Source organism: Intestinimonas timonensis, from assembly GCF_900626145.1.
Taxonomy (GTDB): domain Bacteria; phylum Bacillota; class Clostridia; order Oscillospirales; family Oscillospiraceae; genus Intestinimonas; species Intestinimonas aquisgranensis.
The window spans coordinates 2,020,957-2,037,597 of sequence record NZ_LR130817.1 but is presented as its reverse complement, the minus strand read 5'-3'; the positions used below and the strand labels follow the sequence as shown (position 1 = coordinate 2,037,597).

Sequence of the window (16,641 nt, the reverse complement as noted above, 5' to 3'; positions counted from 1 at the left end):
ACCGGCACGGGTCTGTGGGTGGATGCAAGCTGGCGTTCTCCCTGGCCACCAGTAAAATCTCCGGTATGTCCTACCGGCGGAAAACGAAGGAAGAGATCCCCGAACAATTCCGGATCGGAGGTTGACGATGGAGAAACGTAAAATACAGCTGCTGGAGGCGGAGTACCGCCGCCACCTGTCCCTGATGCGGGCGGACCCAGACCGGGAGAAGGAGCACCGGGAGGTGGCCGACGCCATCCTCTGGGCGTTGGACAAGCTGAGAGGGGAGGGGGAGCGATGAGTGTGCTCTATACCTGTGAGATCTGCGGGAAGGAGTGCGAGGGGCATTTCAACTCCCGCTACTGCCCGGAGTGCCGGGGGGAGGTCATCCGCTCCACGCACAAAGAGAGTCAGGAAAAGCGCCGGGCGAAGCGGAAGACCAAAACGTCGGAGGGCGCTAAGCCCATGACCCTGGGGCAGATCGCCGCCAAGGCCAGGCGCTTACATATGAGCTACGGCGAATTTGTCGCCAAGTACGGAATTTAACGGAGAGGAGCATTGTCATGGGAAAGACCAATGACCGCTGTCCGCTCCAGGCCGAGTGCGAGCAGAAATGCGCCCACGTCGGCCACGAGCTGGACTGCCCCTATTATGACGCAAACGCCCGGCCGGGCTATGAGATCGACGACCAGGAGGAGCGCCGCCGGGCCAAGTGGAAGGAGGCCGAGGAGGCGGAGTTCGAGGCCAGGATGAGCCTGCCGCGGACCATCGAAACGGTCACCGGCGAGATCCTGGATCTGAAACGGGAGGCCGGGGAGGCCATCCTGGACATCGGCGCCCGGCTCATCGAGGCCAAGGGTATGCTCTCCCACGGAGAGTGGCTGCCCTGGCTCAATGAACGAGTGGAACTCTCCGAGCGGACGGCCCAGAAGTTCATGAAATTGGCCCGGGAGTGGTCAAATCCGAACACGTTGGCGGATTTGGGCGCATCCAAGGCGCTGATGCTCCTGGCCGTTCCGGCGGAGGAGCGGGACAGCTTTGTGGAGGAGCACAACGTCATAGACATGTCCGCCCGGCAGCTGGAGCAGGCCATCAAGGACCGGGATGAAGCCCGGAAGGCCGCCGAGACCGCCAAGGCCGACGCCGCAGCAGCGGAAGCCGCCCGGGCGAAGATGGAGGCCGACATGAAGGTGGTCAACGCCACGCTGGAGTCGGCCCGGGAAGAGAAGGAGCGGGCCGATCAGGAGACCGCCCGCCTGGAGCGGGAGCTCACCGAGCTGAAGAATCGGCCGGTGGACGTGGCGGTGGAGACGGTGGTTGACCAGGAGGCCATCACCCAGGCCAGGGCGGAGGCCGTGGCCGAGATGCAGGCCAAGCTGGACAAGGCCAAGGCGGCCAAAGCCAAGGCTGAGGAAAAGCGGAAGGAGGCCGAGGCCGCTCTGGAGCAGGCTCAGGTCCAACTGAAGGACGCCGAGCAGGCACGGAAAAACGCCGCGCTCTCCTCCGACGAGGACATGGCCACCTTCAAGGTCCTCTTCCAGCAGTCCCAGGAGACGGCCAACAAAATGCGCGGCATCCTCCTCAAGCTGCGGAACCGCCCCGACCAGACTGCCGCACAGGGGGCGGAGAAGGCCATGAAAGCCCTGGCAGAGGCCATCGGGAGGTGTGTGGAATGACCACTTGGTACGAGCAGGCGGAGAAACGCCTGAAGGATGAGTATGACAAGGTCAAGGGTCAGAAGGAGGGCGCCATGAAGTCCGCCGTCCGGGACGCCCTCCTGGAGTTCTGCCAGCAAAACGAGGAGTTCGCCCAGGCTGTGGCCCAGGGAGGTTCCTTCCCGGACTGCATGGCCGCCGTGGCCAAGGGGGTGGGCAGCTCCCTCTCCGATCTGGAGGCCTACCGCCGGGCGGCGTCCTTCTATTTCGACGGGGCCAGGGTCAACTTCACCATGAGCGTCCAGCTGGAGCCGGCGGCGGAGCCGCAGCAGACCGGCATCCTGTTGGACCTCTCGGATTTCTTCTGAGGGGGCGGGTAGGGTGAAGTACACGGAGCGGGAGCGGGAACTCCTGAACAGCTGGCCCACCGTCACCGAGGAGGACCTGGTGCGGATGAACGACCTGTTCCCACACTACCTGTTCTTCCGAAAAGAGGTGGACCTGATGGGTCTGGGCGGTGTGAGGCTATACACCTCCTGCTGCGGCCACAAGGAGTACCGCCCCTGTCTGACCCGGATGGAGACGGAGGGGCACCGGGAACTGTTGGACCGTCTCAGGCACAGGGAGTCGTGGACCTGCCCATGGTGCGGGCGCAGCGTGACGGTGATCGACCTGGCCAAGGCGAAAAAACGGACGTCTCTGCGCCAGGTGGAATTAACGGTGCTCCTCCACGCAAGGGGAGACGCCCTCTACGCCGACGCCCTGGCGCTGAGGAAGGATTATTCCAGCGAGGAGGGGCTCACCGCCCGGCCCACTGCCTGGTGCTCCAGCGGCTACCGCTTTGCCAGGGGAGAGGTGATGCAGGCCGACTACCAGGTCACCTACCGGGAGCATGAGCCGGTCATCACCTACGAGCGGGACAGGCTGGGCCGCCGGAAGCTGGTGAGCGAGCCCTTCAAGGACGGCCCCATCTACTGGTACCACTACGAGCCCTATTCCATCCTCAACCGGGAGGAGCTGGATGGGCAGCCCTTCTTCCGATACTGCGGCTTCTTCGACCACTGGCAGTTCCGCCCCCGCGGGGGCAGGGGATATGCCGCCTATTTTGACGACTTCATCTCCTACCTGACCGCCTACGCCATCTACCCCAGACAGGTAGAGATGCTGGTGAAGTCCGGCCCATGGGAGCCTTTGAGCGACCTCATTTACGCCAGGAAGAAAAACGTGGCGGCCATGTGCTGGGAGGAGACCGACCCCAGAAAGGCCTTTGGGCTGAATAAACGGGAACTGAGTTGGTTTCTGGGCGTGCAGCCGCCCCTTGAGGTGCTGGCCATCCGGAACTATGTGTTGAAGCACTGGGGAGAGCGCTGGGACCTGCCCTTCTGTATGGACTTCCGGAACCTTTGGGGCTGTCAGGTGAAGGCCATGGAGGTGCTGCGGTTTCTGGGAAAGCGCCATTTGACGCCGGGGCGGTTCTTGCGCTACCTGGATCGGGTCTCGGAACAGACCGATGACCGCTACGCCACCCTCTTCGGGCTCTACCGGGATTATTGGGAGGCGGCGTATGCGCTGGGGCGGTGTATGGAGCACGGCAAGGTGCTGTGGCCGGAGGACCTCCACGCCGCCCATGACTCTGCTACCGAGGAGCTGGCCGCCAAGCAAGCTCGTGAGGAGAAAAAGCGGCGGGCGGCATCCCTGAAGGAGCGGCGGCTCAAGTATGAGTTTGAGCTGGACGGGCTGAAGATCGTGTTCCCGGCTACGAGCCTGGCTATCCGGCGGGAGGGCAAGGCCCTGCACCACTGTGTGGGCGGCTACGCCGAACGGCACATGAACGGTGTGACCACCATCCTGTTCCTCCGCCGGACCAATGCCCCGGCTACCCCGTACATCACCCTGGAGATGGACGGGAATCAGCTAAGGCAGATCCACGGGTATGACAACGAGTGCAGCTCCTGCCCGGAGAACCCGGGGCGGGTCAGTCCCAGGATCATTCACAAGGATTTTTTGGACACTTGGCTGCGGTGGCTCCGGGACGGCAGCAAGCGAAATGATGACGGCACTCCGAAGGTGCCACGCCGGAAAGCGGCGGGCAAAGAAGCCCAGGCCAGGACGGCGTGAGGGGAGGAGCACATGGGAAATGAAAAGCTACTGAAGGCGCTGGGGCGACTGGCGGTGGAGACAGGAAGTCTGGCCTGCCTGGGCTGCGGCTGGGAGCACGACTGCGGTGTCCACGGCTGCACCATTTTGCGGGGCGCCAAATCGGCTCTGGAGGAATCGGAGGCCCGGGCCGCTGGGCTGACTGGCGGCCCCTTCCCACAGCACAGCAACGAGGCGCTGACACAAGCGGACCTTGACAAGATGTATCTCAGCGAAGTTTGGTTGGAGTACCCAGACGGGAGCGGAGAGACGGCGCTGGTGGTCCAGGGGAAACTATATAGCACCAGTGCTCTTGAGGGTGCCGGTCTGGACCTGGAAGAATACATCATGGGTGAAACACTGGACGGTCCAACTGGGACTTACAAAGTCTACCGCCGCCCGCCGGAGGGAGAGGAGGACGCCCATGAGAAGCTGATTTTTTCCGATGCCCAGTGCCCAAGCTGCGGCGAGACTTGTGGGAATGGTGGGTGTGGGAACACCTTTTACTGCCCTTCCTGTGGCTGGAAGGGGCGTCTCCAGCCACAGGAGAGCGACGATGGGTGAGCTGATCGTGCTGGATGCCTACCGGCGGACCTGCCACAACTGCCTGTGGCACGACGACGCCCACGGAGCGTGCAAGCGCCCGGGCGGCTGGGAGTGGGACAAGCACTATACCCGCTGCATCACATTCGCCTGGCGGTACGGCCGACCTGGCGTACAAAAGGAGACTGCCTATGACAACAGATAAAGTTGGCTCCATGCCCACCATTGCCCCGCCGGGCGAGTGGATGAGCGTGGAGGAGAGGTTACCGGAGAACTGCGTAGATGTCCTTTGCTGGTACGAATACTTTAGGTATGGGGACTTTAACAGAATGTACCAAACATACGGGATTGGGTATTGTATAGACGGACATTGGGGCGGAGAAGTGTCTCACGGAACGAAATGTAGAGTGTTGTATTGGATGCCGCTTCCCACCCCGCCTGAATGCCGCCCGCCCGAGAGACAGGAGGACACCACATGCTGATCGTCACCATCCAGGTCAACGCGCCGCCGGGGGCGGCAGAGTGTGTGAAGGAGGTTTTGGGCATGGCCCTGGAGCAGCTGGGCGATGCCAGGGTGGTCTCCATCCGGGAGAAGCTGCCCGAGCAGCTGAAGCTGGACATAGGATAGAAAAAGCGCCGCCCACGGCGGGGCGGCGCCTCCTCCTGCGGGGCCTTAAAACAGGCGCTTGACCTCCTCGGCCATGCGCTGGAGCTCCTCCAGCGTGGCGGGCTGTGGCTTGCGAGCGCGGATCTGCTCCCGGATGGGGGTGGGGAGCTGGGAGAAATAGGCCTGCATGACCGGGTCCTCTGCAAAGTTGGCATACCGATCGTCCATACGATCACCTCCGACGGTAGCTTACCCGAGAGTACCAAAGTTATCAGAGACATAAAACAGGCCGCCCCAATAGGGCGGCCTGAGACTGACCATTTTGTTACTGCACACCGAGCCGCTGCTTCAGCCCGTCCTGGAGGACTTGTGAGAAATTGACGCCGGCACGCTCTGCCAGATCATTGAGATAGCTGGGGATGGTCACGTTTTTCCGAATCGTCCGCATGTCGTGGGTCCGGCGATAGGCGTCAAAATCGATGTCTACGAGGGTGACCAGCTCTCCCTCCTCATGCTCTGGCGTCAGGCCGGAGGGCTCCGGGATCACACGCCCCTCGTCCTGCTCGCAGATTCCCCAAAGCCCAATGGCGTCACGCGCCATGTCGATGCACTCTGCGATCGTCTCTCCTTGGGTGCCGATGTTCAGGTCCGGTACGGACACAGAGAAACCTCCCTCCTGCTCTGGATGGAGGATTACGGGATAAACTTGCTTCATATAGAAAACCTCCTTTTTGGGTGGCGGCGAGGGGCTTATTTCAGCCCCTGCCGCCGGATGATGGCGAGTGCTAATTGTTCTTTGATTTCGGAGTGTCGGGGGATTGTCTCAGATACTTTGCCGTTGGTATAGATATCGTGGTTAGTGCCGTTTCGGAGGAGCCACCATCCATTGGCTTTCAGCAGTTTTATCAAGTCTCTGCGTTTCATTGTCTCTCCTCCTTACAAGTATATTATACGCATTTAATGCGCATTTGTCAAGGGGTAGAAGGAAGAACATAACAAAAGATAGGAGGGCAAAATGGCCAAGTGTATCAAATCCATCACGGCGGGCCTGTTGCACCTGGAGGTGCTGGGCAAGGTCCCGGACACCGGCGGAAGGCGGACACGGGGCAGGCGGCAGGGTCCCACTTCGCCGGGGCAGATGTTTTACAATCTCAAATGCTCCTGGCGGGAGCTGGAGTTGACCTTTGCGGCCAACTTTGGGGCTCGCGACTGGGTGCTGGTTTTCACCTATGACGACGCCCACCTTCCGCTGGACAAGCGGGGTGCGGACAGAATATTCCAGAAATTTGTCCGGAGTTGCCGGGCGGTCCGGCGAAAGAGGGGGGAGGAGCTGCGGTACATTTACACCACTGAGGGTTTTCATGAGCTGAGGACCTATGACTGGATGGACGCTGATGGAGAACTGGAGGACAAGCGGCTCCACCATCATGTAGTGCTCAACTTCACTTCGCCCGAGGACCTGGAGGAGATTCGCAGCCTATGGCAGGGGGGAGGCTACGTCCGGGCCGAGCCGCTGGATGTCCACTATTACCGGGAGCTGGCCAAGTACTTCACGAAGGAGGCCAGGGAGTTCGGCAGGCCTAGGCCCGGGGAACGGACTTGGCGCGGGTCTCGCAATCTCAGAAAATATGAAGTGGAATATATTGACATCCCGAGCGACAGCGTAACCCTGGCGCCGCCGGCGGGCGCAGTGGACTACGAGACCTTCAGCGAGAAGAACCCCTACGGCTTTGCCGACTGCATCGGCGCCCGGTATCTGCTTTTCCCAGAGCGGGAGCCGGGACAGTATACATATAATAGAGGCCGACGACGGCCGGCTTAATAATTTTCCGGCTTGAAACCAGTCTTAATAATTCGTCGCCCTATGTAGAAAGTGAGGGGGAGGCATTGCAAACGAAAAGAAAAGCTGATACACTGGTCATCAAGGACGGATGGCTCATGTGCCCGTCCTGCGGGAAAGGGAGGGTCCTCCGGATCTACCCCGAAACCCGGGCCAAGTGCTTGCAGGTCTACTGTAAACGCTGCGGCCACGAACACATCGTGAATATCGACGAGTGCCTGTGCCAGAGTGCCTGTGCCACATGATCCGCGCTGAAGCGGTCTTGTCGGTGCAGGTGCTTTTTGCATCTCCGGAGGTGATAGCCCGGAGCGGAAGCCAGAGCCCGACAAGATCCCCAGCGTGGGACCAGGTCGGGCGCTGGCTTTTGTTTTGCCCGGAGGTGATAGCCCGTGGCCATGAAGCCGCTCCGACCCTGCCGACATCCCGGGTGTCCGGCGCTCACCCGAGAGGGCTACTGTCCCAAGCACAAGCCCAAGCGGGCCGAGCGCCGGGCCTCGGTGGAATACCACGGCTGGTACAACCTGCCCGTATGGACCGACGACCTGCGGCCGGCCCAGCTCCTGCGGGAGCCCTGGTGCCGGGAGTGTGCCCGGCATGGCGTTCGCACCCGGGCCACCGTGGTGGACCACGTCACGCCCCATCGGGGAGACTGGCAGCTGTTCATCGATCCGGCCAACCATCAGAGCCTGTGCAAGCGCTGCCATGACCGGAAGACGGCGCGGGAGCAGGCGGAAGAACGCAAAAAAAGAGGCCATTTCTGACGATGAGGGAGCAACAAAGCGGCGGAACGCTCGGGCGCCCGCCCGCGCTCCCGCCGCGCCCGCACGCAGGCGCCGCAAGCCTCCGGCTTGCCGGACCCTTCCCCCAGTGCCAAAAAGTTTTGGGCGGAGGGGCGCAAGACCGTGCGGCCCCCTTCGTGTGAGAAATTTTCCCCATGGCCGCGTGAAAGGAGTGGATGCCATGCCGGGACCCAGACAGCCCACCGACCTGGTGAAGGCCAACGGGCGAAAGCACCTGTCCCAGGCGGAGGAGGACGAGCGCCGGGACCGGGAGGTCCATGTGCCGCCTCCGGATAAGGCCCAGCCTCCCCGGTGGCTGCTGAAGAAGTTCCATCGGGAGTTCTCTGAGATCGGAGAGATCCTCCGCCAGGCCGGACTCTACACCGAGCTGGACCGGGACGTGCTGGGGCAGTTCCTGGTGGCCCGGGATCGGTGGCTTCGGGCTGACAAGCTGGCCTCGGCCGCCATCCGGGACAAGGATGAGAAGCTGGCCAAGGAGTGGACAGGAGTCCAGGCATCCTACTTCAAGCAGTGCCGCCAGTGCGCCGAGGTCATGGGCCTGTCCATCTCCTCCCGCTGCCGGCTGGTGGTGCCGGAGGTCCTGGCCAACGCCGCCAAAGAGGTGGACGAGACCGACGAGTTCACCCGTGCCCTGAGGGCCAGGCAGGCCAGGGCTATGGGGGAGTAGCCCATGGCGGTGCTGGACCGGGCGGCCGGGCAGTTCGTCTGCGACTTCGTGGAGCGCCTGCCCACCACCGACACGGGGAAGCCCTTCCGGCTCTACGACTGGCAGCGCGACGCCCTGATGGACTTCTACTCCACCCTGGAGCCGGACGGGGAGAGCGGGGAGTTGCTGCGGCAGTACCAGTATCTCTATCTGGAGATCCCAAAGAAGAACGGCAAGAGCGAGCTGGCCGCCGCCCTGGGGCTCTATCACCTGTTTGGGGACGGCGAGCTCAACGCCGAGGTCTACCTGTGCGCGGCGGACCGGGACAACGCCAGCATCGTGTTCCGGGCGGCGGTGTTCATGCTGGAGACCGCCCCCTGGACGGCCAAGATGATCGCCCGGGGCGAGCTGAAGATCACCAAGTCCAAGAAGCAGATCGAATACCGGCAGCTGCGCCGGGCGGAAAACGGCGGCAAGCGCTGGGTGACTGTGGGCCTGATGGCGGTGCTGTCCGCCGAGGCTTTCTCCAAGCACGGCTATAAGCCAAGCTGCGTCATCTTCGACGAGCTCCACGCCCAGCCCAACCGGGCCCTGTGGGACGTGATGACCGGCGCCGCCGGCGCTGCCCACGCACAGCCGGTGTGGATCGTGCTTACCACCGCCGGAGACGACCCGGACCGGAAGAGCATCGGCTGGGAGATCCACGAGCGGGCGGCGGCCATCCGGGACGCCCGGCAGCTGCGGCAGATCCTGGCCCAGGGCGGCGACCCCCGGCAGGTGATCTCCCTGCGCCGGGCCGCCCCGGAGGAGCTGCGTGAGGCCCAAGAGGCCCTGCTGGCCCGGGATGAGTCCAACTGGCTGCCCATCCTTTACGGCCTCACCGCTCTCTACGGGGACGACCCGGAGGCCCTGGAGCAGGTGGATATCTGGGACGAGTCCCTGTGGCGCCTGTGCAACCCCTCCCTGGGGAAGCACCTGACCCTGCGGACCCTGCGTCTGGAGGCCCAGGCGGCCAAGCGCAGCCAGGCGGCGGAGAAGCTCTTCCGCTGGCTCCGGCTCAATCAGTGGATCAGCGTGAAAGCGGTGGGCTGGGTGCCTCTCACGCTGTACGACAAGACCCAGTTCAACCGCCCGGAGTGGGCGGGGCTGAGCGCCCCGGCACGCAGGCAGGCCGTCCGGGACTGGCTGCGGGGCAAGCAGTGCTACGGCGGGCTGGACCTCTCCAAGAGCACCGACCTCACCGCCTTCGTGCTCCTTTTCCCGCCCCAGCCCGGGCTGGAGACCTGGGTGGCCCTCTTCTGGGCCTGGCGGCCGGAGGATGGGGTAGTGGAGGCCGAGCAGCGGGACCACGTCCCCTACCGGGACTGGGCCCGGGCGGGCTTTCTGGAGCTGTGTGAGGGGGACATTGTGGACTACAGCCGGGTGGAGGAGGTCATCCGGGAGGTGGCGGACGCCTTCGACCTCATCACCCTGGGTCTGGACCCGGCCATGTCCTGGACGCTGTCCCAGCGGCTCATGCAGGGAGGCATTGAGGTGCTGGAGATCTCCCAGACCATGCTGGGCATGTCTCCCGCCACCAAGAAGCTGGAGGTCCTTATCCGGGCCCACCAGATGCTCCACGAGCACAACACCTGCGCCCGGTGGAACTTCGGAAACGTCCGCTGCGCAGTGGACGGCAACGAGAACATGAAGCCCATGAAGAACCGCAGCACCGGCCGCATCGACATCACCGTGGCCTGGATTATCTCTATGGCCACGGCCATGGTCAAGGAGGCGGCCAAGCCGGATCTGGCGGCGGCCATGGAGCGGCCGGGCTTCAGCTTATAGGGTGTCCAAGTCGGACACGGAAGGAGGAGTCGGATGAAGCGATGGAAGAAGGCGCTGGGCCGCATGAGCGCCGACCTGGTGCTGGTGGCAGGCGCCGCAGCGGTGGCGGTGGGGGCGGGACTCATTTACCTGCCCGCCGGGCTCATCACCGGCGGGGCCCTGGCCATGGCCGGTGCGGTGCTCAGCGCCATGGGAAGGAGGGAAGAGGCGTGAGCATGACCCAGGGCATCCGGGCGCTGGCCCGGTCGCCCACCGTCAGCAAGGCGGTGACGGCAGAGGGGCTGGTGGCCGCCGGCTATCCCGTGAGCGGCACCGAGGCAGGGGAGAGCCTGGCCCGGAAGCTCTCGGCAGTGGACCGGTGCATCGAGATCCTCAGCGACTCCATGGGCAAGCTGCCCTCCTACATCATGGACAGTAAGACACGGCAGCGGGTGGACCTGCCCCTGCTGCGCCTCCTCAACGTGCGTCCCAACGAGGCCATGAGTCCCTTTGTGGCCAAGAAGGTGGTGGAGACCAGCCGTCTGGTCACCGGCAACGGCTACGAATGGGTGCTGCGGGACCCCCGCACCGGGCGCATCACGGAGCTGATCCCCGTGCCCGGAGAGCTGGTGGAGCCCTGGCGGGACCTGAGCGGCCGGGTGTGGTACACGGTGACCCATCCCTGGACGGGGGAGCCAATGCGGCTGCCCCAGGAGGACATCTGCCACTACAAAGCCGCCTCCCGGGACGGGCTGAAGGGCGTGGGGGTCCTTCGCCGGGCCAGCGAGGTCATCGCCTCCAGCCTGGCGGCCCAGCAGTATGAGCGCTCCTACTACGAAAACGGCGGCCAGCCCTCCGGCGTCCTCCGCACCGAGAGCGACCTGGGCGGCTACGCCAAGGACCCGAATGGGAAGCCGCTGAAACGGCCGGACGGCACCTGGATCACCCTGAAGGACCAGCTGCGGAGTGAGTGGGAGAAGATCCACGCCGGCCCCAGCAACAGCCACCGGGTGGCCATTCTGGACTTCGGACTGGAATACAAGCCCCTGTCGGTGAGCAACCAGGACGCCCAGTTCATCGAGAGCCGGGAGGTTTCGGTCCGGGACATCGCCCGCTACTTCGGAGTACCCCTTTACAAGCTCCAGGAGGGCAAGCAGGCCTACGGATCCAACGAGCAGAACGCCATCGAGTATGTGGTGGGCACTCTCCACCCCAACGTGACCCAGTACGAGGAGGAGCGAACCTGGAAGCTGCTGACCCAGAGCCAGGTGGACGCCGGGCTGGAGATCCGCATCAACATGATGGCGGAGCTCCGGGGCGACACTTCGGCCCGGAAGGACTGGTACAAGGCCATGAACGAGATCGGCGTGTTCTCCGTCAACGACATCGAGGAGCTGGAGGACCGGCCCGACGTGCCCGGCGGGGACGCCCGGAAGGCCTCCCTCAACTATGTGCCCCTGGAGGACTGGCCGGAGCTGAGCCGGAAACGAGCCGGGGCGCAGACCGCCCCGGGAGAGGAGACGTGAATGGAACAGATCATGAAAGCGGCCCGGCTCCTGAAGGCCGAGGCCACCGAGGAGGACCTGGCTCTCATCAGCGCCCAGGCCCTGCGGGCGCTGGCGGCGGAGGAGGTCTACACCTTCCGCCTGGCGGCCTGCAACAACCAGGTGGACCGGGACCTGGAGCGGTTCACCGAGCGCACGCTGGAGGCCCTGGCCAAGCTCTTCGTGGGCCGTCCGGTGCTGCTGGACCACAAGTGGAGCGCCGGCAGCCAGACCGCCCGGGTGTACGCCGCCGGGGTGGAGGAGATGCCCGGCGTGGAGGGCGGACAGCAGCTGGTGCTGCGGTGCTATATGCCCCGGCTCCAGGGCAACGGCGACACCATCGCCGCCATCGAGACGGGCCTGCTGCGGGAGTGCAGTGTGGGAGTCGCCGGGGAGCGGGCCGTCTGCTCCATCTGCGGCACGGACCGGGCCACCGCCTGGTGCGAGCACGTCAAGGGCTGCGAGTATGACGGCAAGCTCTGCTACATCGAGCTGGACGGCGCCACCGACGCCTATGAGGTGTCCATGCTGCCGGTGCCGGCCCAGCCGGCGGCCGGTGTGGTCAAACGCTACGGCGGGCCGGATGGCCCGGAAGATCCCCCTCCGGGCGGAGCGCCCGGCGCAGATAGCCAGGACTGGCGGGACGAGGCCCTGCTGGAGCTGGAGAAAAACAGATTTTAATGGAGGGAACACAATGAGACGCAAGCTGATCGATCTGAAGACCCAGCGCACCGCCCTGCTGGAGGGGGCCGAGGCCCTGCTGAAGGAGGGCAAGCGGGAGGAGTACCACGCCGAGATGGCCAAGGTGACCAAGATGAACGAGGAGATCAAGGACGTGGAGGACCTGGTCCGGGAGCAGGACCGGAAGTTCCTGGAGAAGGCCGACGACCCCGCCGAGGAGAAGGACAAGGCGGAGGAGCGGGGCAATGAGCTCATGAAGGGCCACGAGGTGACCTTCTCTCCCCTGGAGGTGGCCAAGGCCCTCTTTGTCCCCAAGCACACCGAGAAGTCCGTGACCCTGGCCACCGGCACCCTGGCCCAGCCCACCGGCGCCGGCACCGATATCCGGGACGCCCTGGGCTACGGCGTGGGCGCTATCATCGACCAGGTGTATGTGCAGGATCTCACCGGCATGTCCGCCTATCTGGAGCCCTACGTGATCTCCGAGCCGGACGCCAAGGGGGCAAAGGTGACCACCGCCGCCGGCACAGCCCGCGCCGCCTCCGACGATCCCCAGCTGGGCGTGGCCAAGGTCGCCCCCTATGAGCTGACCACCACCAGCTATGTGGACCGGAACATCTCCCGGCTCACCCCCGCCAACTACTACGCCAAGATCCTCGCCATGGCCATGAAGTCCATGCGCCGGAGCACGGTGGGGATGATCTTCAATGGCGACGGCCAGGCCACCAATGACATGTTCGGCATCAAGACCGCCAAGAACATGGCGGGCAGCCCCATCTACGCAAGCCTGGACGTGGAGGAGGTCGGCCCCGACCTGCTGACCGAGCTGATGTTCGCCTACGGCGGCGACGAGGAGCTGGGCGGCAACTGCCGGCTCTACCTCAACAAGAAGGACCTGCTGGCCCTGGGCAAGCTGCGGGGCACCAACGAGAAGGGGCGGCTCTTCGACATCGTGCCCGACGCCGCCAACCCCAACACCGGCACCATCCGGGAGGGCGGCACCATCGTGCCCTATTCCATCTCCTCCAAGCTCACCGCCCTCTCCGCCTCCGAAAAGGGTTCCTCCGCCATCCAGACCATGGTGTACGGCGACCCCATGAACTACGAGCTGGGCCTCTTTGGCCCCTACACGGTCCGGGTGGATGAGTCTGTCAAGGCGGTGGAGCGGATGCTCACCATTCTGGGCGACGCCATGGTGGGCGGCAACCTCATCGTGGACAAGGGCTTCGTGGTGGCCACCCTGCCCGCCAACGGCTGAGCCCATGGCCCTGACCGAGGAGCGGCGGGCCAGACTGCTGGCCTATTGCCGGATCGAGGAGCCCACCGATGAGGAGCTCCTCACCCTGGAGGGGCTCTACGACGCGGCGGTGGGGTACATGGAGGGGGCGGGGATCTCCCCGCCCGCCTCCGGTACCCCCAGGGCCGCACAGTACGACCTGTGTGTCAACTATCTGGTGTTGGATGGTTATGATCGTCGGGATGTTACCATCACCGGTACCATCGTGGCGGACAACCCCGCCTTCCGGCGGCTCATCAACCAGCTGAAGCTGAGCGAGCCGAGAGGGGAGGTGTAGTCCATGGCGGAGCATATCGACGCCGGGAAGCTGGACAAGCCCGCCCAGGTCCTGGAACTCCGGGAGACGACTGCCGGGATCTGGGAATGGGTGCCCCTCCGCCGGGCCTGGGCCAACATCACCTTACAGGCCAAGAGCAACCTCTTTTCCCAGGTGGGCGTGGGGGCAAGGGATGCCGCTATCGTGATCCGGCGGCAGCCCCTCACCCTTCACAACGCCCTGCGCCTGGGGGAGCAGCACCTCTTCCTCACCTCCATCACGGACCGGGGGCGGGGGCATCTGGATATGGATGCCGCTCTGGTGACCGTGGATACCGTCCGGCTGAGGCCGGACGGGACCACGGACGAGATGACCTTTCCCGGCGTCCTCACCGAGAAATACGTCCGGCATGAACAGGAATGGCCCATGTCGGTCAATGAGCTGGGCCTGGTGTTGGTGACCCCCAAGGCCATTACCCTGCGTCCGGGCTGTCTGGTGGAAGTCCGTGGCGCGGCCTGGGAGATTCTGACGCCCCACGAGCTGGACCAGTTCAAGAACGAGTACGAGATCGGGAGGAGGGCGGACCTGTGAGCCGGAAGGCGACTCTGGACCGGAAGGCGGTCCAGAAGTTCTATTCCTATTGGGAAGATCTGATGGAGGACTTCCCGGAGGCCAGAGCTGTGGCGGTGAAAGCCATGGGTGAGGCCACTAAGCGGGACCTGGATGCCCAGATCGGCAGGGCAGACCTGGAGGCGGACGCCAAGGGGACGGTCCGGTCCTGGCAGGAGCTTCGTTTCGGCAGCAGGGGTGGATATGCCGCCCTGACTCCGCAGAAGGCATCTCCGGTCCGGCCTGGGAAAAAGCCCAAGAGCTGGCACGGCCAGGCCGTTACCGTCAAACAGGTCACCAAATGGCTGGAGCGGGGCCACGGAGTACGAAAGGCGGACACCAGAAAGGATTACGCCTGGAGCACAGCACGGAAAAACCGGAACCGGCGCTCCGGACTCAATACGGCAACAGGTCTGCGCTATGTGAAGGGCCGCATGTTCTACTCCTGGACCAAGATGAAGGCCCAGGAGCACGCCATTGATGCTGCCAATGAGGCCCTGGAGATCTTCGCCGAGGAGAAGGGAGTGTGACGGATGACCACCCAAGCACTGATGGACGCGGTGAAGGCCAGGGTCCAAGAGCACTGGCCGGGGGAGGAGGTCTACACCAACTACCTCCCCAAGGATTTCAAGCGCCCCTCCTTTGCCTTGGAACTGCAAAAGGAGGAGACGGCGGACGTCAACATCGCCCTGGTCCGGCGGACGGTCACCCTGCTGCTCACCGGCTTCGAGGCGGTGGACGCTTACCACGACAGCAGCCTGGAGGCCCTCAACCAGCGCATGGAGGCCGCCTGTGGTCTGTTTGCCCGGGGATATTTCCCGGTGGAGGACCGGGCCATCCAGGTACAGACCAACCGGGGCACCGGCGCCCCTGATTTCATTGAGGTGACCCTCATCTTCTCCTGGGTGGACGGGCGGCCATCCCATACCGATCCTGATGTCCCGCCCAGCGGCGTGCCCCTCATGGAGCACTATGAACTCAATATCTCAACAAAGGAGTGATCTTATGGCGACGACAATCGGGCTGCCCAGCCTGACCATCACCTTTCAGAAGGCCGCCCAGGCGGCGGCCAACCGGAGCAAGAAGGGCTACGTGGGCGTCTTTGTACGGGACTCCCAGGCCCAGGGAGTCCACCAGCTCACCAGCGCGGCCCTCATCCCCTCGGAGCTGGGGGCGGACAACCAGGCCTACCTGAGCCGGGCCTTCACCGGCACCGACCGGGGCCAGCCCAGCAAGGTGGTGGCGGTGGTCATCGCACCCGGCACCGAGGACACCGACGCCCTGGAGGCCGGACTGAAGCTCATCGAGAACCAGAGCCTGGACTACATCGCCCCGCCTCCGGACGTGACGGCGGCGGAGAAGACCCTGCTGGAGACCTGGGTGAAGGAGCGGCGGAAGGACTACTTCACCGAAAAGCTGGTGGAGGCCAATCCCGCCTCCCCTCCCGATGATACGGGTATCATCTCCTTCAAGGAGACCGACGGCGCCATCGCAGCAGGGAATACCACCTACACAGCGGCCCAGTATTCCAGCCGGATCGCCGGGGCCCTGGCGGGTATCCCCATGGGTATGTCCTGTACCTACGCCGCTCTGGAGGAACTGACGGCGGTGACGCCCCGCAGTGAAGAGGAGCAGAAGACGGCCATCAATGAGGGCAACCTCATCCTGATCCACGACGGCCAGGTGGCCAAGATGGGCCGGGGTGTCAACTCCCTGACCACCATTCCGGCCACCGGCAACGCCGACTGGAGCAAGATCAAGATCGTGGAGGGGATGGACCTCATCACCTACTACCTGCGCACTACCATCCAGGGACAGTACATTGGCCGCTATCCCAACACCTACGACAACAAGTGCCTGCTGCTCACCGCCATCCGGGAGTACTTCTCCTATCTGGAGAGCGCCGGGGTGCTCAATCCCGGGGAGAGCTGGGCGGAGATCGACCTGGAGGCCCAGGAGCGGTGGCTCAAGGCCCAGGGTGTGGAGACCGCCGACCTCACGGAGCAGCAGCTCAAGGAGTATCAGACCGGGAGCTGGGTCTTTATCAAGTGCGGTGGCCGGCTGGTGGACGCCATGGAGGACTTCCAGGTGATCTTCCACGCTGCGTCCACCCTGGCGGCATAAGCTAGGGTCCCCACGAAAGCCACGCAAAGCGGCTTCCGTGGGGAGAGGACGAGCAACAGATTGAAACGGATGCCCGGCGGACAGCCGGGCGGAGTGGAAAGGAGTTTGCGAGGACGAC

Annotated in this window: 26 protein-coding genes; 23 read left to right on the top strand and 3 right to left on the bottom strand. The window is 64.2% G+C overall.

The features are described 5' to 3' along the window. Window positions 1–127: 127 nt before the first annotated feature. From E0E29_RS18355 to E0E29_RS18345, 9 genes are read left to right on the top strand one after another with little or no spacing between them, the layout of a single operon-like run. The gene (locus tag E0E29_RS18355; RefSeq protein WP_165449953.1) at window positions 128–280 is read left to right on the top strand and encodes a hypothetical protein; all 153 of its coding nucleotides are present in this window, start codon (window positions 128–130) and stop codon (window positions 278–280) included. Beyond that, window positions 277–525, top strand: a complete 249-nt coding sequence (locus E0E29_RS16855; protein WP_130850794.1) for a hypothetical protein — start codon at window positions 277–279, stop codon at window positions 523–525. The genes E0E29_RS18355 and E0E29_RS16855 overlap by 4 nt, the downstream gene beginning before the upstream one ends. Before the next feature lie 17 nt (window positions 526–542). Next, on the top strand, window positions 543–1,655 hold the full coding sequence (locus tag E0E29_RS16850) for a DUF3102 domain-containing protein (RefSeq protein WP_130850793.1): 1,113 nt from the start codon (window positions 543–545) through the stop codon (window positions 1,653–1,655). Then, the gene (locus E0E29_RS16845) at window positions 1,652–2,002 is read left to right on the top strand and encodes a hypothetical protein (RefSeq protein ID WP_130849101.1); all 351 of its coding nucleotides are present in this window, start codon (window positions 1,652–1,654) and stop codon (window positions 2,000–2,002) included. Before E0E29_RS16850 ends, E0E29_RS16845 begins: the two co-directional genes overlap by 4 nt. A 13-nt stretch (window positions 2,003–2,015) precedes the next feature. Next, window positions 2,016–3,752 (top strand): PcfJ domain-containing protein, encoded by a 1,737-nt coding sequence (locus E0E29_RS16840; protein ID WP_130850792.1) that lies wholly within the window; start codon window positions 2,016–2,018, stop codon window positions 3,750–3,752. Window positions 3,753–3,764: 12 nt separating this feature from the next. After that, window positions 3,765–4,334, top strand: a complete 570-nt coding sequence (locus tag E0E29_RS16835; RefSeq protein ID WP_130850791.1) for a hypothetical protein — start codon at window positions 3,765–3,767, stop codon at window positions 4,332–4,334. Beyond that, window positions 4,327–4,518 (top strand): hypothetical protein, encoded by a 192-nt coding sequence (locus tag E0E29_RS18350; RefSeq protein ID WP_165449952.1) that lies wholly within the window; start codon window positions 4,327–4,329, stop codon window positions 4,516–4,518. Before E0E29_RS16835 ends, E0E29_RS18350 begins: the two co-directional genes overlap by 8 nt. Beyond that, complete coding sequence (locus E0E29_RS19340; protein WP_165449951.1) at window positions 4,505–4,795, top strand: DUF551 domain-containing protein; 291 nt, start codon at window positions 4,505–4,507, stop codon at window positions 4,793–4,795. The genes E0E29_RS18350 and E0E29_RS19340 overlap by 14 nt, the downstream gene beginning before the upstream one ends. Continuing rightward, the gene (locus E0E29_RS18345) at window positions 4,789–4,941 is read left to right on the top strand and encodes a hypothetical protein (RefSeq protein WP_165449950.1); all 153 of its coding nucleotides are present in this window, start codon (window positions 4,789–4,791) and stop codon (window positions 4,939–4,941) included. The genes E0E29_RS19340 and E0E29_RS18345 overlap by 7 nt, the downstream gene beginning before the upstream one ends. A 45-nt stretch (window positions 4,942–4,986) precedes the next feature. On the opposite strand, the gene E0E29_RS18340 is transcribed toward E0E29_RS18345, so the two are convergent. From E0E29_RS18340 to E0E29_RS16820, 3 genes are all read right to left on the bottom strand, one after another. Further along, on the bottom strand, window positions 4,987–5,148 hold the full coding sequence (locus E0E29_RS18340) for a hypothetical protein (protein WP_165449811.1): 162 nt from the start codon (window positions 5,146–5,148) through the stop codon (window positions 4,987–4,989). Window positions 5,149–5,245: 97 nt separating this feature from the next. After that, window positions 5,246–5,635 carry a type II toxin-antitoxin system HicB family antitoxin gene (locus E0E29_RS16825; RefSeq protein ID WP_130850789.1) on the bottom strand — a complete coding sequence of 130 codons (390 nt, stop codon included), beginning with the start codon at window positions 5,633–5,635 and terminating at the stop codon, window positions 5,246–5,248. Between the two features lie 35 nt (window positions 5,636–5,670). Further along, window positions 5,671–5,844, bottom strand: a complete 174-nt coding sequence (locus E0E29_RS16820; protein WP_130850788.1) for a type II toxin-antitoxin system HicA family toxin — start codon at window positions 5,842–5,844, stop codon at window positions 5,671–5,673. A gap of 91 nt (window positions 5,845–5,935) precedes the next feature. Here E0E29_RS16820 and E0E29_RS16815 point away from each other — a divergent pair, with 91 nt between their 5' ends. The 14 genes from E0E29_RS16815 (at window position 5,936) to E0E29_RS16760 (ending at window position 16,523) form a co-directional block, all read left to right on the top strand. Continuing rightward, window positions 5,936–6,742, top strand: coding sequence for a rolling circle replication-associated protein (locus E0E29_RS16815; protein ID WP_130850787.1), 807 nt, complete (start codon window positions 5,936–5,938; stop codon window positions 6,740–6,742). Between the two features lie 65 nt (window positions 6,743–6,807). Further along, window positions 6,808–7,005 carry a cysteine-rich KTR domain-containing protein gene (locus E0E29_RS16810; protein ID WP_242622539.1) on the top strand — a complete coding sequence of 66 codons (198 nt, stop codon included), beginning with the start codon at window positions 6,808–6,810 and terminating at the stop codon, window positions 7,003–7,005. A gap of 150 nt (window positions 7,006–7,155) precedes the next feature. Then, the gene (locus E0E29_RS16805; RefSeq protein WP_165449959.1) at window positions 7,156–7,521 is read left to right on the top strand and encodes an HNH endonuclease; all 366 of its coding nucleotides are present in this window, start codon (window positions 7,156–7,158) and stop codon (window positions 7,519–7,521) included. A 199-nt stretch (window positions 7,522–7,720) separates the two neighbouring features. Beyond that, window positions 7,721–8,227 carry a phage terminase small subunit P27 family gene (locus E0E29_RS16800; RefSeq protein WP_165449949.1) on the top strand — a complete coding sequence of 169 codons (507 nt, stop codon included), beginning with the start codon at window positions 7,721–7,723 and terminating at the stop codon, window positions 8,225–8,227. Between the two features lie 3 nt (window positions 8,228–8,230). After that, window positions 8,231–10,033, top strand: coding sequence for a terminase large subunit (locus E0E29_RS16795; protein WP_130850784.1), 1,803 nt, complete (start codon window positions 8,231–8,233; stop codon window positions 10,031–10,033). Between the two features lie 33 nt (window positions 10,034–10,066). Beyond that, a complete protein-coding gene (locus E0E29_RS18335) occupies window positions 10,067–10,246 on the top strand; it encodes a hypothetical protein (RefSeq protein ID WP_165449948.1) in 180 nt (59 codons plus the stop codon). 2 nt (window positions 10,247–10,248) lie between these two features. After that, complete coding sequence (locus E0E29_RS16790; protein ID WP_242622569.1) at window positions 10,249–11,538, top strand: phage portal protein; 1,290 nt, start codon at window positions 10,249–10,251, stop codon at window positions 11,536–11,538. Further along, window positions 11,539–12,237, top strand: coding sequence for a hypothetical protein (locus E0E29_RS18330; RefSeq protein WP_165449946.1), 699 nt, complete (start codon window positions 11,539–11,541; stop codon window positions 12,235–12,237). Window positions 12,238–12,250: 13 nt separating this feature from the next. Next, a complete protein-coding gene (locus E0E29_RS16785) occupies window positions 12,251–13,495 on the top strand; it encodes a phage major capsid protein (protein WP_165449945.1) in 1,245 nt (414 codons plus the stop codon). Window positions 13,496–13,499: 4 nt separating this feature from the next. Further along, window positions 13,500–13,811, top strand: coding sequence for a head-tail connector protein (locus E0E29_RS16780; RefSeq protein WP_130850781.1), 312 nt, complete (start codon window positions 13,500–13,502; stop codon window positions 13,809–13,811). Window positions 13,812–13,814: 3 nt separating this feature from the next. Beyond that, a complete protein-coding gene (locus E0E29_RS16775; protein WP_130850780.1) occupies window positions 13,815–14,381 on the top strand; it encodes a hypothetical protein in 567 nt (188 codons plus the stop codon). Further along, the gene (locus E0E29_RS16770) at window positions 14,378–14,929 is read left to right on the top strand and encodes a hypothetical protein (protein ID WP_242622538.1); all 552 of its coding nucleotides are present in this window, start codon (window positions 14,378–14,380) and stop codon (window positions 14,927–14,929) included. The genes E0E29_RS16775 and E0E29_RS16770 overlap by 4 nt, the downstream gene beginning before the upstream one ends. A gap of 3 nt (window positions 14,930–14,932) precedes the next feature. Beyond that, window positions 14,933–15,400: a DUF6838 family protein gene (locus E0E29_RS16765; protein WP_130850779.1), complete on the top strand. Its 468-nt coding sequence runs from the start codon at window positions 14,933–14,935 to the stop codon at window positions 15,398–15,400. Window positions 15,401–15,404: 4 nt separating this feature from the next. Continuing rightward, window positions 15,405–16,523: a phage tail sheath C-terminal domain-containing protein gene (locus E0E29_RS16760; protein WP_130850778.1), complete on the top strand. Its 1,119-nt coding sequence runs from the start codon at window positions 15,405–15,407 to the stop codon at window positions 16,521–16,523. Window positions 16,524–16,641: the final 118 nt, after the last annotated feature.